The following is a 13564-nucleotide window of genomic DNA, read 5'->3' as shown; positions in this document are numbered from 1 at the left end:
TCTCCTTCACGTGTCGAGGAATTCGGGGGCGAACAGCTCTTCGCAGGTCAAGCGCCGGGCCGACAGGCCCTGCTCGAAGTGGTACCGGAGGAAGGTGTCGAGCGCCGTGCGGTTCGCCGCCAGCCCGTACGGCCACCAGTCGTCCGGGAACAGCTCGGCGTTGCGCTCGAACAACGCGTTCGCCCAGGGGAGCATGGTGCGGACCTGATAGACCTTGCGGCCTGAGCGATACCTTTCCAGGCCGGCGTTCTTGGCGGCCAGGTATCCGTTGTAGACGGTCCGCGCGAGATCGGGGCGCAACGCCACCGCCGACTTGGCGAGCACGACGGTGTGCATGATCGGGAAGATTCCGGTGCGGCGGAAGTAGTCCCGTTCCACGGTCTCGTGGTCGGGGAACAGCCGGGCGACGGCGGGCGATCCGTCCAGAAAGGACTGCGGGGCGTTGGACGAGACGAGCGCGTCGATCTCGCCCGCCTCGAGCATCGCGCCGAGGGAGCGTCCGGGAGGCGCTTCCTCCACGTGGACGCCCGCCGGGCGGGTCTGGGGCACGAAGTCGAACGGCGGCATCGGGCGGTCCAGGCCGCCGATCACCCAGCGGCACTGGTCCGGCGTGACGCCGTAGTCGTCCGACAGGATGCCCTTGATCCAGATTCCCGAGTCCTGGCCGTACATCCCGAACTCCCCCACGGTCTTCCCGGCGAGGTCCTGCGGACGGGAGATCCCGCTGGCGGTGTTGACGAAGACGCAGGAGTGCCGGAAGACGCGGGCGGGAAACGCCGGTATCGCGACGAACGGCGATTCGCCGCCGTCGAACGTGCGGAGGTACACGGTCAGGCCGAGCTCCGCCGCGTCGAACTCCCGGCCGCGGACCATCCGGCGGAAGACGTCGGACGCGATGTCGGCGGTTTCGACCGTCGCCGGGGTTCCGTCGAAGGTGACGCTGCCGTCGATGAGCGCCTGCGTGGTGTCATAAGGCATCGTGCCCACGCGCACGTTCATCGGCCGACCCCGGGGACGAAGATGTCGTCGGACGTGAGCAGCCGCTGCGACAGGCCCTGCTCGTGGTGGTAGCGCAGGAAAGTGTCGACGGCCTTGCGGTTGGCGTCGAGGCCGTAGGGCCACCAGTCCTCGCCCAGCAGCGCGCGGTTCTCCGCGAACAGCTCGCTGAACCACGGCGTGATCACGGCCATGTGCTGCTTCGCGGCGTTGGCCCGGTAGTGCTCCTGCACGATCTCCTTGGCCTGACTGAACGCCCGGTAGACCGACTCGGCCAGGCCGGGCTCTTCGGCCAGTTCCCGGCGGATCGCGACGACGTGCATCATCGGGAAGATGCCGGTACGGCGGTAGTAATCCCGTTCGACCGCTTCGTAGTCGACGAACAGCCGTCGGATCTTCTTGGTCGAGCCGTCGAGCACGCTCTGCGGGACGTCGACCGACAGCAGGGCGTCGATCTCCCCCGCTTCGAGCAGGGCGGCCAGCGTCTGGTCGTCGCCGGCGTGGCGGACGCGGACGCCGTCCGGAACCGGCTGCGGGATCCAGCCGAACGACGGGATCGGGTGGTCGGTGCCGCCGATCACCCAGTCGATCCGCTCGGGTTTCACGCCGTACTCGTCGGCCAGGACGCCCTTCACCCAGACACCGGGGTCGGAGCCGTACAGCGCGAACTCCCCGACGGTCTTGCCCGCGAGGTCCTCCGGCCGCTCGATCCCGCTGTCGGTGTTCACGAACAGCGACGAGTGCCGGAAGTTGCGGTTCGGGAAGATCGGCAGGGCCAGGAAGGGCGAGTCCGCCAGGTCGAACGAGCGCAGGAAGTAGGTCAGCCCGTACTCGGCGATGTCCAGCTCACCCTGGGCCATGCGCTGGAAGACGTCGGAGATCAGCGGCGACGTCTCCAGGTCCGCGTCGATCTCCACCCGCCCGTCGAACAGCGGCTCGGTGTGCTCGTACCGGTAGACGCCCATCTTGAGCTTCCGGTCGGTCATGACAGTCCTCCTCGGTCTCGTGGGGCCGCTTCCGTGAACGACCTTTCATTTTGAGCATGCCCCGAGACCCCTGCTATCGTCAAGGCGAATGACCATTCACGGAAGCAGGTGACCCGTGCCCCGCATCACCGCCGAACGCCGGGCGGCGAACCGGTCGCAGATCGTGGCCGCGGCCCGCCGCTGCTTCTCCCGCGACGGCTTCCACCAGACGTCGATGCCCGACATCGCGGCCGAGGCGGGCGTGTCGGTCGGCGCCCCCTACCGTTACTTCGCCAGCAAGGAAGCGATCATCCTCGAGATCGCCGGCGACGCCTTCCGGGTGATGTTCGATCCCGTCGAGCACTTCGCCGACGCGGCCGGCGACGTGACGGTGGCCGACCTGGTCGCGGCGGCGATCGAGCCGGTGAGCGGCGACGTCGCCGTCGACGGGTCGGGCCAGGCTGTCCCGGTCGACGAGTTGCTGCGCTGCGCCGTCCAGGCGTGGGGCGAGCTGCTCCGGCACGAAGGGCTGCGGCAGCACGCCGAAGCGGGTTTCGAGCACGTGCGCGGACGGATCGCCGACGCGCTCCGCACCGGTCAGCGGGCGGGCAGCGTGCCGGCCGAGCTGGATCCCGACCGCGGCGCGCGGATCGTGATGGCCCTGCTGCACGGTTTCGTCCTGCAGTACACGGCGTTCGGGCTGGACGACACCGCCGGGTTCACCCGCGACGTCCGTATCGCGCTCGGCGACGCCGGGCTGCTCCGCAAGCAGCGCTGAGGCTTCAGTCCTGCAGGTTCTCCGCGGTGAACGAGCGGCGCTCGGTCAGCTGAGCCAGGTGTGCTTCCAGGGTCTCCAGCTGCGCGGGCCCGATCCGGGCGGCCCAGCGGCTGCGGACGTCGTCGAAGAGAGCGCCGCCGACGGTCATCAGCTCGTGACCCCGGGCGGTCACCCGGACGCGCTTGCGGCGGGCGTCGGCCGGGTCGGGCTCGCGCTCGACGTAGCCGAAGTCCTCCAGCGTGGCGATCGTCTGCGCCGCGGCCTGCTTGGTGACCGACAGGCGGCGGCCCAGCTCGGAGGCGGTGTCCGCGCCCGCGTCCACGGCGCGCAGGGCGAACTCGTGCACCGGGCGGACGCCCTCGTGGCCGCGCTTCGCGAGCTCCACGTTCACCTCGTCGACCATCGAGTGGAACCCGCCGAGCAGCAGAAGCGCGAGCTCGGCGCCGCTGGACTGCGCCATGCGGCCGATTGTACGAGGCCCGCCGATATGGACAAGGCACTTGTCTATCTACTAGAGTTCGACAAGTGACTTGTCTATCTGTCGACCACCGCCACGCCCACGTCAACGGCACCGAGCTGCACTACGTCGCCGCCGGCACGTCCGGCTCTCCCGTGCTGCTGGTCCACGGCTTCCCGGAGACCTGGTGGGTCTTCCGCAAGCTGATCCCCCTGCTCGGCGAGCACCACCGGGTGTTCGCCGTCGACCTGCGCGGGTTCGGCGACTCCGCCACCGCCGGCCCGGAGCACGACAGCGCGACCGCGGCACAGGACCTCGCCGACCTGATCGCGCACCTGGACGTCGGCCCGGTCCACCTCACCGGCCAGGACGTCAGCGGCCCCGCGACGTTCCGCGTCGCCGCGACGCGCCCCGAGCTCGTCCGCAGCTACGCCGGCATCGAGACCGCGTTGCCGGGGTTCGGCGCCGAGGCGCTCGCCGACGTCACCCACGGCGGCGCCTGGCACATCGGCGTCCTCGCCGCCCCCGGCATCCCGGAGATGCTCCTCGCCGGGCGCGAGCGGGCGTTCCTCGCCGACTACGCGATCCCGTCCCTCTCCGCGAGCCCCGATGCATTTTCCGACAGCGACGTCGACGAGCTCGTCCGCGCCTACGGGCGTCCCGGCGGGTTCGCCGGCGCCGCGGGGCTGTACCGGTCCCTGCTCTCGGAAGGCGAGGAACTCCGGCAGCTCGCGGCACGGAAGCTGGCCGTGCCCGTCCTCGCGGTGGCGTCCTTTTCGGACCGCACGCCCGCGACGTTGCGGCAGGTCGCCGCCGACGTGACGGAGGTCCACATCGGAGGGATCGGCCACTACGTGGCGATGGAAGCCCCCGAACAGCTGGCCGCCGCCCTCCGTTCCTTCTACGCGGACATCGACCCGAAATGACCTATGCTCGGACGACGCCGTAGTTCCCTCGCCCTCCGGAGGAATCCGCCATGTCCTACGCCGTGGACTTCACGACCGTGTCGACGGTCGGCCTGGAATCGTCGCCGATCGCGGACGCTCTCGCCGGGCTGCGGGCGAACGAGGCCCGGTACTTCAAGAACAAGTACGACCACGTCTTCACGGTCGAGCCCGCGAGCGACGCCGCGCCGACGGTCGACTGGGCGCACCGGATCCTCAAGGAGGAACGCGGCATCGTGATCGGCGCGCGCCCGCTCGAGGCGACCGCGTTCGAGGTCGAGGGCATCCGGATGGCCTACGTCTTCTACGAAGACGGCCTGTCGATCAACGTGATGTACACGATCGAGGAGTCCGGGAAACGCGCGGTCGGGTTCAAGCTGTCGGACGGGATGGAGATCCCCGAAGAACTGTCGGCGTTCAAGTTCGCCCGTCAGAAGTCGAAGCTGGCCGGCACCATCCGCGGCTCCTACTTCGTCGTCAAGAACGAGTACTGACCGCGCGCCGGGCGGTGTTCGCGACGAGGACGGCCAGCAGGCCGGCCAGCGCGAGCGCGTCCTCGGGGTCGTCGGCGCGGCGCGCGACGCTCCGGACGGGACCCACCTGGTCGAGCGTGATCCCCGCCCTCGCCAGCAGGAACGTGAGCGCCAGGAACGCGGAGCGGGCGTTGCCGTCGTCGAACGGGTGGAAGAAGCAGACGTCGAGGTGGAGCCGCGCGGCCCGGGCGGGCAGCGGCAAGTCCTCTTCGTGGGCCTGCGCCAGGCACCGGTCGAACCGGCCGCGCAGCGAGGGGTCCACGCCGTAGCGTTCACGGCCGCCTTTGGCGAACGCCGGAAGCGTCCGGAACGGCGCCTCGGCGGTGTCCAGCACCCGGCACTGCCACGCGCTGAGCAAAGGAAAGCTCAGCGCAGCACCGGATTCGGCGTCGGCCCGGACGCACGCGAGGGCGCCGAGCAGGCGTGCGGCCCGGACCGGGTCACGGCCGTGGTCGCGGACGCGGATGTCGTGCACCGGCCCGTCGCGCACCGGGACGACCGCACCCGGCGGACTGCCGCGAACCTCGTGCCACGGCACGGAATCCCGCACGGCCAGCCAGGCCGCGAGGTGGTCGGTCACTCCTGGGCCGCGAGCCGGCCGGCGACGTCGTCCAGGACGCCGGGGTCCGGCGCGACCCAGCTCTCGAACTCACCGGAAACGGTGCGCGCGACCTGCTCCCGGGCCGTATCGGCGGGCACTCCCCAGCGGGTCAGGTACCAGGTGAGCACCTGCTCGCAGTGGAGGTACCAGGCGTCTCCGGCGCCGGTTCGCTCGACGACGGCGTTCACCAGGTCGGTGGTGGCGCGCTCCTGGACCCGGCCGCGCTCGTCCGGCGTGCCGTCCAACGGGTAGCGGTCGAACCGCTCGGCCAGGTCCTCCAGCCAGCTCCGCCACTGGCCGAGGGCCTCCCCGATCCGGTTCAGCGTCTCGTCCGGAGTGGTGATCGAGTGGCGGGGACAGCACCAGGCCGCGACCGGCCCACCGCCGAGATCCCCTTCGTCGTGCGCCCACCGCCAGCCCGCGGCCCAGCTCCCGAAGTGGCCGGTCATGGCCTGGGCCAGCTCGTCCACCCAGGCGGCGTCCACCCGCGCAGCGGGCAGCAGGGCCTTGATCGCGTCGAGCGCGGCCCCGGCGTCGAACGGGTGACGCCGGGGATCGACGTCGTCCCACGACAGGTCCACGGGCAGGACGGCTTCGGTCACCACCCGAGCATTTCACAGGGTGGGTGTCATCCCGCCGTCGATGACGATGTCCGTGCCCGTGACGTTCGCCGCGCGGTCGCCCGCCAGGAGCAGGACCAGGTCGGCCACCTCTTCGGGGCGGGTGAACCGGCCCGTCACCGCGTCGCCCGCGGCCTGCTTGGCGATCGCGTCCGGGTCCAGGCTCTTGGCGCGGCCGACGGTCGCCGCGACACCCTCGTCGCCCAGCCAGAGACCGGTGCTCACCGGGCCGGGGCTGACCGTGTTGGCCCGGATCCCCTGCGGGCCCAGTTCCTTGGACAGCGACTTGCTGAAGTTGAGCAACGCGGCCTTCGCGGCGCTGTAGTCGATGACGAGCGGGTCCGGCAGCGACGCGTTCACCGACGCGACCGTGACGATGGAGCCGGCGCCACGCTCGATCAGGTGCGGCACGGCGGCCCGGGTGGTGCGGACCGCCGAGAGGAAGTTGATCGTCAGCGCCGTCGTCCAGTCGTCGTCGGTGACGGACAGGAAGCCCCCGGTGCGCGGGGTGACGCCGCCGACGTTGTTCACCAGGACGTCCAGGCCGCCGAACTCGCTGATCGCGACGTCCACCAGCCGCGCGGGGCCGTCCGGGGCGGCGAGGTCGACCTGGACCGCCCGGACGGCGGTCAGCTCGGCGAGTTCGGGGGTCAGCGTGCGGGCGCCGGCGACGACGTGGACGCCCTCGGCGGCCAGCGCGCGCGTGATCGCCAGGCCGATGCCCTTGCTGGCGCCGGTGACGACGGCGATCTTGCCGGACAGGTTCAGCTCCATGGTGCGTGACACTGCACCCAGACCGATCAGGAATCAAGAAGCCCTGGTCACCGCCCCGCGCCTAGCGTTACCGCCATGAACTCCATCGAATCCTTCACCCTCGAGGTGGCCGACCCCGCGGCCGCCGAACGCTTCTACACCACCGCCTTCGGCCTGGGCGACCGCCTCCGGGTGCGGGCCTCGGACGAGCCGACCACCGGCTTCCGCGGGTTCACCCTCTCGCTCACCGTGTCCCAGCCCGCGAACGTCGACGCCCTGATCGGCGCCGCCCTCGAAGCCGGGGCGAGCACCCTCAAGCCCGCCGCGAAGTCGATGTGGGGCTACGGCGGCGTCGTCCGGGCCCCGGACGGCACGATCTGGAAGATCGCGACGTCGGCCAAGAAGGACACCGGCCCCGCCACCCGCGAGGTCGACGACGTCGTGCTCCTGCTCGGCGTCAGCGACGTGGCCGCGAGCAAGAAGTTCTACGTCGACCACGGCGTCGCCGTCGGGAAGAGCTTCGGCCGGATGTACGTCGAGTTCGAGACCACCGGCCTGAAGCTGGGGCTCTACCGGCGCAAGGCGCTCGCGAAGGACGCCGGAGTCTCCCCCGAAGGCGAGGGATCGCACCGGATCGCCATCGTCGGCGGCGGCACGCCCTTCACCGACCCGGACGGCTTCGCCTGGGAGACCACGTCGATCGCGGCCGCCTCCTAACCCTCCGGGTAGAAGAGGAACAGCGTGCAGCCCGTGACCGTCTGGGGCACGTGCCACGAGCCGGCCGGCGCGTGCAGGAACGTCCCGGCCGGGTGGTCGCGCGCGCCGTCGTTGAACGTGCCCGCAACGACGTAGACCTCCTCCGGGCCGGGCTCGTGGACGTCGCGGCGCGGCCAGGACGTGCCCGGGTCCATCTCCAGCACCCCCGCGTGCGCGCCGGCCGGGTCCGTCCACAACGGACGGAACCGGATGCCGGGGAACAGCTCTCTCACGGGGGCTTCCTCGACGGAGACGGCGGTGTAGCCCGGCTGCGCGAGGATCTCGGGGTGCATGTCCCCACGGTGCCGCGCCGAGGCACTGTCGGAACAGTGTCGACAAAGACACCCTGGGGTACTTTCCTGCCATGCATCGTGTGGTCGCGCTGGTCCGGCCGGTGCAGTCGACGTTCGAGCTCGGCTGCGGCGCCGAGGTCTTCGGCACGCGCCGGGCCGGGGTGCCGCAGCACTACGAGTTCGGCGTCTGCGCCGAGACGCCCGGCCCGGTGCCGACGACGGCCGGTTACACGATGTCCGTGCCGCGGGGGCTTTCGGCGCTCGCGTCCGCGGACACCGTGCTCATCCCGGGCTGGGCACCGCTCGGCGAGCCGCTGTCCCCGCGCGTGCGCAGCGCCCTGCTGCGGGCCCACGCCCGTGGCGCGCGGCTCGTCACGATCTGCTCCGGCGTGTTCGCGCTCGCGCGCACCGGGTTGCTGGACGGCCGTTCGGCCACGACGCACTGGCAGCGCGCCGCCCAGCTGCAGGCCGAGTTCCCCGAAGTGCGCGTCGAGCCTGACGCGCTGTACGTCGACCACGGCGACGTCGCGACGAGCGCCGGGGCGGGCGCGGGGATCGACCTGTGCCTGCACCTCGTGCGGAAGGACCACGGGGCCGCGCACGCGGCGCTCGTGGCGCGGCACATGGTGATGCCGCCGCATCGCGACGGCGGCCAGACCCAGTACGCGCCGCCGGCCCCGCCTCCGGACGCGCTGGACGGCCTCCTCGAGTGGGCCGGCGCGCGCCTCGGGACGTCCCTGTCGGTGGGCGACCTGGCCGCGCACCTGAGCGTTTCCCCCCGCACGCTGGCAAGGCGTTTCACCGAGCAGCTGGGCACGAGCCCCGGCGCCTGGCTGCTCGCGCGCCGGGTCGCCGAGGCCCGCACCCTGCTCGAGGAGACCGGCCTGCCGGTGGAGGCGATCGCGGCGCGCGTCGGCCTCACGTCCGCGGTCAACCTCCGCCGCCGCTTCCGCACCCTGGTGGGCACGACCCCGGGGGCCTACCGGCGGGCGTTCAGCTCCGGTAGCGGAACAGGATCCGGCCGCGGCTGAGGTCGTACGGGCTGAGCTCCACGAGCACCCGGTCGAACGGCAGGATCTTGATGTAGTTCCGCCGGATCTTCCCGCTGATGTGCGCGAGCACCTTGTGCCCGTTTTCCAGCTCCACCCGGAACGTGGCGTTGCGCAGGCACTCGGTGACCGTGCCCTCGATTTCGATGCTGCCGGTCTTCGCCATCAGCGGATCACCAGCTCGAGGTTGCTGCCCGCGCGCCGGGCACCGAAGCCCTCGAACAACGCCGTGGCCGCCGCATTGGCCTCGTTCACCTCGGCGGACGCCGTCTCGATTCCCTTGTGGTGCAAGGAATCCAGCACGTGGGCGAGCAGAGCCCGGGCGATGCCCCGGCGCCGCAGCCCGGCCCGGACCGCGATCAGCCCGATCCGGGGCTGCCGCAGGGGTATCACCCGGACCAGCCCCGCGTAGTCGCCGTCGAGCGTGGCCACGGCGTACCTCGACGGGTCCAACGCGGACCGCACCTCGGCGGGCATCTCCTGCCAGCCGACGGTGCTTTCGACCTCGGCGCGGATCACCCGATCCAGTTCTCTCAACGGTTTTTCTTCCGCCTCGCCGATTCCGATCACGTCGGCCGATATCGCGTAGGCGCCGGTGGGCACGACGTACTCCCACTCACGACGGCGGATCGAGAAGCCGGCGCGCAGCCAGTCGGTGGTCAGGTCGAGATCGGCCTCGTCGACCACGGTGTACAGCGGCCTCGGCAGGTCGCGCAGCATCGCCTCGGCGAGGTGGTCGAAGACGGCGCCGTGCCAGGCGTCGATGCTGAGGAAGGTCCGCCCATCGGGCCGTTGGGAGGCTTCGCCGCGGCCGACCACGAGGTCGTCCTCCAGCGCGTGCCAATGCCGCTCCGCGACGCGCGTCACGACGGCGGTGTCCGAATGATTCATGGTGTCACCTTTCGGGAGTGCTTGGCGCTCCCGGCGACACCTACGTCAGCCGCCCGACCGTGCTGGGAAGGGGAGCACCCACATCACTGCAACGTTCACGGGGTCTCACCTCCTGGGCCGATGTCACGGTTCCCGCGCAGGCTACCGTCTGGACGGCTGCGCACCCAACTCCTTTTCCGGCGGCGCTTTCCGGGGTCGCGGACCGGTCCGGGGTTTCGAGGTGGGTGGCCAGGACCAGGCCCGCCGCGAAGACCTGCTCGCGGACCGTGTCCCAAGCCTCCCGCACCTCGGCGACCGCAAGTGGCCGCTTCGAACCCCAAGTGTTCTGCGCAATGCCCGGACCGATCAGGCCAGGCATGCGGAGCGCGGGCCGGGCGAACCGCGGCCCCTCGCCGTCGGCCGGAAGAGCAGGAACGAAGCTGTACATGCCGTGGACCGGGTTCTCGAAGGTCGCCCCACGGTAAAGCGTGAACGGCGTGCGGGCGTCGGCCCCGGCGGCCAGCTGCTCGGCGGTGCAGGCCAGGAACGCCTCGTCCTCGCCGAGGTCGGCGGACTCCGCCGGTGTCCAACGTTCGGCCTCGGCGACGACGAACACCGTGTCGACGCAGAACTCGTAGTCGATCTTCGAACCGAAGCAGATCACCGACCCCGGCGACAGCGTCTGCATCGACGTGGGCCGGCGTTCGTCCCGAACCTGACGGCAGTTGCTGTAGCGCATCCGGTCACCGAACACCCACGGATCGGTGTTCTGCCCGATCCCACGCCCCCAGTACGGCCGGTGCAGCGCCCGGGGCAACCGCCCGTCTCGTGGCCACCGGCGCTCCACGTGCGACGGCGGCTCCCACTCACCCCAGAAGACCGGCTCCCCCTGCCGGACTTCGTTGTCGGCGAGGTAGCTGCCCTCCGAAATGAGGAACTTTCGTCCGTGGGCCCCGGTGTTCCACGGCATGTCGTCGCTCTCCGGGCAGTGTTCCGGTCCGGGGTGGGGGAACTGCACGAACGTCGCCATACTTCCGTGGTCGCGCCGGAAGCCGCTTTGTTACGCCGCTGCCTCGATGGCCTCCGCCAGCACCGAACGCAACGGCGTTGCCGGCCGCCCCAGCAGGCGCTCGAGTTCCGGGCTCACCTCGGCGAACTCGCCGCGGCGGGACGCGTGGAACATGCCCAGCAGCATCTGCGCCTGCGGTGCCGGCACCCCGTGGCCGGTCAGGGACGTCACCCATTCCTCGTCGTCCGCGACTACCCGGCGGATCGTGCGGCCCGTCAGCTCGCTGAGGATGCGCGCGGCGTCCGTGAGGTCCAGCGCCACCGGGGCGGTCAGCGGCGGGGTCGGGCCTTCGAACGAGCCGTCGGAGGCCAGGATGATCGCCGCCGCCTCCGCCAGGTCGGCGTGCGCGGTCCAGGAGACCGGGCCGTCCGCCGGGGCGACCAGCTCGCCCGTTTCCAGGGCCGCGCCGAGCAGCTGGGGCACGGTGCTCGCGTAGAAACCGTTGCGCAGCACCGTGAACGGCGTTCCCACCTTGGCCAGGTGGGCCTCGGTCGCGGCGTGGTCGGGCATCGGCGCGAACAGCGAGTCCTCGGCCGCGCCCTGGTGGCTCGTGTAGAGGATGCGCCCGGCGCCCGCTGCCACGGCGGCTTCGATGGCCGTGACGTGGCTTTCGACCGCCTTCCCGCCCGTCTCGTTCGCCGAGACGATGAGCACCTGCGAAGCACCCTCGAAGGCCTCTGCGAGCGACTGCGGGTCGCCGAAGTCGCCGCGCCGCACGCGGACGCCGAGGTCCCCCGCGCGGCCGACGTCACGGACGCTCACGCCGATCTGCTCGGCCGGGACGAGCCCCTGCAGCCGCTGGACGATCTGGGAGCCGAGCTTGCCGGTCCCACCGGTGACGACGATCATGGTCCACCTCTCGCTAACGTTGATAGTAACGACGTTAGCATCATGGATACCACAGATGCGTTATCATTGAAAACATGACGACGGTCAGGGACGAGACGCGGGCGAGCATCGTGGAAGTCGCGGCGCGGCTGGTGCGCGACGACGGCCCGGTCACCATCCGCGCCGTCGCGCAGGCGGCCGGGCTGCAGCCGCCGGCCATCTACCGGTTCTTCGCGGACAAGGACGCCCTGCTCGACGCCGTCGCCGAGCACGTGTTCACCGCCTACGTCACCGGGAAGACGCCCGACGCATCGGCCGACCCGCTGGCCGACCTGCGCACCGGGTGGGACGCGCACATCGCCTTCGGCCTGGCCAACGCGCCGCTGTTCGGCCTGCTGATCGACCCGCGGCGGGCCGCCAGTCCGGCCGCGGCGGCCGGGATGGCGGTGCTGCGCGCCCGCGTCCACCGCGTCGCGGCCACCGGGCGGCTGCGGGTCACCGAACGCCGCGCGGTCGAGGTGATCCACGCCGCCGGCACCGGCGCCGTGCTCACGCTGCTGGCCATGCCGCCGGACGACCGGGAGCCCGGTCTCGCCGACACGATGTACCAGGCGGTCCTCCAGACGATCCTCGCCGACGCGCCGGCGCCCGAGGTTGCGACGCCCGGCCTGTCGAAGCTGACCGCCGCCGAACGCGCGCTGCTGGCCGAGTGGCTCGACCGGCCCGGCGGCTGAGCCTGGGGCAGACTGGGACCGTGCCGGAACTCCCCGAGGTCGAGCTCGCCCGCCAGGTCCTCACCGGGGCCCTGGACCGCAAGATCCGCGAGGTCGACGACCACGACGACTGGGTCTGCCGTCCGCACGCGCCCGGCGACATCGCCGCCGCGCTGGCCGGCGGCCGGCTGACCGCCGCGCACCGGCGGGGCAAGACCCTGTGGTGCGAAACCGAAGGCGGCGACGGGAAACCCGGCCCGAACCTCGGCCTGCACCTGGGGATGGCCGGCCAGCTGCGGCTCGGCGACGAGCGCGGGCCGCTCGGCCCCGAACAGCTCCGCAGCCGCACGGAAAAGCCCGAGTGGTTCCGGTTCGGGATCACCTTCGCCGACGGCGAACAGCTGCTCCTCTTCGACACGCGACGGCTCAGCCGAGTGCGTCTCGACCCCGACCTAGACGCGCTCGGCCCCGACGCCGGCGAGGTCGCGCGCGCCGAGTTCCGCGAGCGGGTCGGCCGCGGCCGGGCGCCGCTGAAGGCGCGGCTGCTGGACCAGTCCGTGGTCGCCGGGGTCGGCAACCTGCTGGCCGACGAAACCCTGTGGCAGGCCGCGCTCAGCCCGTCACGGCCGGTCGACGGCCTGACCGGCGACGACCTCACCGAGCTCCACAAGGCCTTGAAGAAGGCGTTGCGCGCCGCGATCAAGCACGGCGGGGTGCACACCGGCGAGATCATCGGGCACCGCCGCCCCGGCGGCCACTGCCCGCGCTGCGGCGCCGAGATGGCCCACGGCACGGTCGGCGGCCGGTCGACCTGGTGGTGCTCGAAGGAACAGGCGGGCTAACGCGGCCCGAGCCCGGTACGGCCGTCGATCAGCTCACGCACGACGTCCAGCTGGCCGGCGTGCCGGGCCGTCTCCTCGATCATGTGCAGCACCACGCCGCGCAGGTCGCCGACCTCCGCTTCGGGCAGCTCCGGAGCACGCGTGTGGCAAGGCGTGTCGAGCGGCGTCGCGGCGACGACCTCGTCGGACCGCGCGCACTGGTTCCGGTAGAACGCGAACACGACCTCCGGGGCACGCGGGGTGGTGAGGGGCGCGTGGTCGTCGTCCGGCCAGCCGACCGGGTCGGCCGTGCCGGTGACGACCTCCTGGAACCAGTACCGCTCGGCGTACCCGAGGTGCTCCACCATCCCCAGCGGCGTCCAGCCGGACGGCAGGACCGGGGTCTTCAGCGCCGCCTCGCCCAAGCCGTCGAGAACGGCCAGGACGACGGCGCGTTGCGCGCGCAGGTACATCAGCAGCATGCTCTTCTCGTCCACGATCGCGGACCCTAGCGACTC

Annotated in this window: 19 protein-coding genes; 7 read left to right on the top strand and 12 right to left on the bottom strand. The window is 71.6% G+C overall.

What is annotated here, in order from left to right:
• Positions 1-6: 6 nt before the first annotated feature.
• Positions 7-999 (bottom strand): substrate-binding domain-containing protein, encoded by a 993-nt coding sequence (locus tag VA596_RS38720; protein ID WP_323334089.1) that lies wholly within the window; start codon positions 997-999, stop codon positions 7-9.
• The gene (locus tag VA596_RS38715; protein WP_323334087.1) at positions 996-1982 is read right to left on the bottom strand and encodes a PhnD/SsuA/transferrin family substrate-binding protein; all 987 of its coding nucleotides are present in this window, start codon (positions 1980-1982) and stop codon (positions 996-998) included. Before VA596_RS38715 ends, VA596_RS38720 begins: the two co-directional genes overlap by 4 nt.
• 115 nt (positions 1983-2097) lie before the next feature.
• Here VA596_RS38715 and VA596_RS38710 point away from each other — a divergent pair, with 115 nt between their 5' ends.
• A complete protein-coding gene (locus VA596_RS38710) occupies positions 2098-2739 on the top strand; it encodes a TetR/AcrR family transcriptional regulator (RefSeq protein ID WP_323334085.1) in 642 nt (213 codons plus the stop codon).
• A 4-nt stretch (positions 2740-2743) separates the two neighbouring features.
• On the opposite strand, the gene VA596_RS38705 is transcribed toward VA596_RS38710, so the two are convergent.
• The gene (locus tag VA596_RS38705) at positions 2744-3199 is read right to left on the bottom strand and encodes a MarR family winged helix-turn-helix transcriptional regulator (protein ID WP_323334083.1); all 456 of its coding nucleotides are present in this window, start codon (positions 3197-3199) and stop codon (positions 2744-2746) included.
• 65 nt (positions 3200-3264) lie between these two features.
• On the opposite strand from VA596_RS38705, the gene VA596_RS38700 reads away from it, so the two are divergent.
• Both VA596_RS38700 and VA596_RS38695 read left to right on the top strand, forming a co-directional pair.
• A complete protein-coding gene (locus tag VA596_RS38700) occupies positions 3265-4122 on the top strand; it encodes an alpha/beta fold hydrolase (RefSeq protein ID WP_323334081.1) in 858 nt (285 codons plus the stop codon).
• A 50-nt stretch (positions 4123-4172) separates the two neighbouring features.
• Complete coding sequence (locus tag VA596_RS38695) at positions 4173-4634, top strand: phage tail protein (RefSeq protein WP_323334079.1); 462 nt, start codon at positions 4173-4175, stop codon at positions 4632-4634.
• On the opposite strand, the gene VA596_RS38690 is transcribed toward VA596_RS38695, so the two are convergent.
• Genes VA596_RS38690 through VA596_RS38680 form a run of 3 tightly spaced genes read right to left on the bottom strand, consistent with a single transcriptional unit; the run spans position 4618 to position 6680 of the window.
• Positions 4618-5253 (bottom strand): Fic family protein, encoded by a 636-nt coding sequence (locus tag VA596_RS38690; protein ID WP_323334077.1) that lies wholly within the window; start codon positions 5251-5253, stop codon positions 4618-4620. The genes VA596_RS38695 and VA596_RS38690 overlap by 17 nt on opposite strands.
• Positions 5250-5876 carry a hypothetical protein gene (locus VA596_RS38685; RefSeq protein WP_323334075.1) on the bottom strand — a complete coding sequence of 209 codons (627 nt, stop codon included), beginning with the start codon at positions 5874-5876 and terminating at the stop codon, positions 5250-5252. The genes VA596_RS38690 and VA596_RS38685 overlap by 4 nt, the downstream gene beginning before the upstream one ends.
• Positions 5877-5888: 12 nt before the next feature.
• Complete coding sequence (locus tag VA596_RS38680) at positions 5889-6680, bottom strand: oxidoreductase (protein ID WP_323334073.1); 792 nt, start codon at positions 6678-6680, stop codon at positions 5889-5891.
• 63 nt (positions 6681-6743) lie between these two features.
• On the opposite strand from VA596_RS38680, the gene VA596_RS38675 reads away from it, so the two are divergent.
• Positions 6744-7364, top strand: a complete 621-nt coding sequence (locus VA596_RS38675; protein ID WP_323334072.1) for a glyoxalase — start codon at positions 6744-6746, stop codon at positions 7362-7364.
• Here VA596_RS38675 and VA596_RS38670 read toward each other — a convergent pair.
• Positions 7361-7696 (bottom strand): cupin domain-containing protein, encoded by a 336-nt coding sequence (locus VA596_RS38670; RefSeq protein ID WP_323334070.1) that lies wholly within the window; start codon positions 7694-7696, stop codon positions 7361-7363. The genes VA596_RS38675 and VA596_RS38670 overlap by 4 nt on opposite strands.
• Before the next feature lie 71 nt (positions 7697-7767).
• Here VA596_RS38670 and VA596_RS38665 point away from each other — a divergent pair, with 71 nt between their 5' ends.
• Positions 7768-8727: a GlxA family transcriptional regulator gene (locus VA596_RS38665; RefSeq protein ID WP_323334068.1), complete on the top strand. Its 960-nt coding sequence runs from the start codon at positions 7768-7770 to the stop codon at positions 8725-8727.
• On the opposite strand, the gene infA is transcribed toward VA596_RS38665, so the two are convergent.
• From infA to VA596_RS38645, 4 genes are read right to left on the bottom strand one after another with little or no spacing between them, the layout of a single operon-like run.
• The gene (gene infA / locus VA596_RS38660) at positions 8690-8911 is read right to left on the bottom strand and encodes a translation initiation factor IF-1 (RefSeq protein WP_392761619.1); all 222 of its coding nucleotides are present in this window, start codon (positions 8909-8911) and stop codon (positions 8690-8692) included. The two genes, VA596_RS38665 and infA, sit on opposite strands and share 38 nt — an antisense overlap.
• Positions 8911-9636 carry a GNAT family N-acetyltransferase gene (locus tag VA596_RS38655; protein ID WP_323334067.1) on the bottom strand — a complete coding sequence of 242 codons (726 nt, stop codon included), beginning with the start codon at positions 9634-9636 and terminating at the stop codon, positions 8911-8913. Before VA596_RS38655 ends, infA begins: the two co-directional genes overlap by 1 nt.
• Positions 9637-9676: 40 nt before the next feature.
• Positions 9677-10645 (bottom strand): hypothetical protein, encoded by a 969-nt coding sequence (locus tag VA596_RS38650; protein WP_323334065.1) that lies wholly within the window; start codon positions 10643-10645, stop codon positions 9677-9679.
• Positions 10646-10675: 30 nt separating this feature from the next.
• Positions 10676-11533 (bottom strand): NmrA family NAD(P)-binding protein, encoded by an 858-nt coding sequence (locus VA596_RS38645; RefSeq protein WP_323334063.1) that lies wholly within the window; start codon positions 11531-11533, stop codon positions 10676-10678.
• A gap of 74 nt (positions 11534-11607) precedes the next feature.
• On the opposite strand from VA596_RS38645, the gene VA596_RS38640 reads away from it, so the two are divergent.
• Together VA596_RS38640 and VA596_RS38635 are read left to right on the top strand one after the other, a co-directional pair.
• Entirely contained in the window at positions 11608-12246 is a 639-nt protein-coding gene (locus VA596_RS38640) for a TetR/AcrR family transcriptional regulator (RefSeq protein WP_323334061.1), read from the top strand.
• A gap of 20 nt (positions 12247-12266) precedes the next feature.
• On the top strand, positions 12267-13067 hold the full coding sequence (locus tag VA596_RS38635; RefSeq protein WP_323334059.1) for an Fpg/Nei family DNA glycosylase: 801 nt from the start codon (positions 12267-12269) through the stop codon (positions 13065-13067).
• Here VA596_RS38635 and VA596_RS38630 read toward each other — a convergent pair.
• Complete coding sequence (locus tag VA596_RS38630; protein WP_323334057.1) at positions 13064-13543, bottom strand: DinB family protein; 480 nt, start codon at positions 13541-13543, stop codon at positions 13064-13066. The genes VA596_RS38635 and VA596_RS38630 overlap by 4 nt on opposite strands.
• Positions 13544-13564: the final 21 nt, after the last annotated feature.

Source organism: Amycolatopsis heterodermiae (assembly GCF_034929455.1).
In the GTDB taxonomy this organism is placed as follows: domain Bacteria; phylum Actinomycetota; class Actinomycetes; order Mycobacteriales; family Pseudonocardiaceae; genus Amycolatopsis; species Amycolatopsis heterodermiae.
This window is presented reverse-complemented; position numbering and strand designations above follow the sequence as displayed.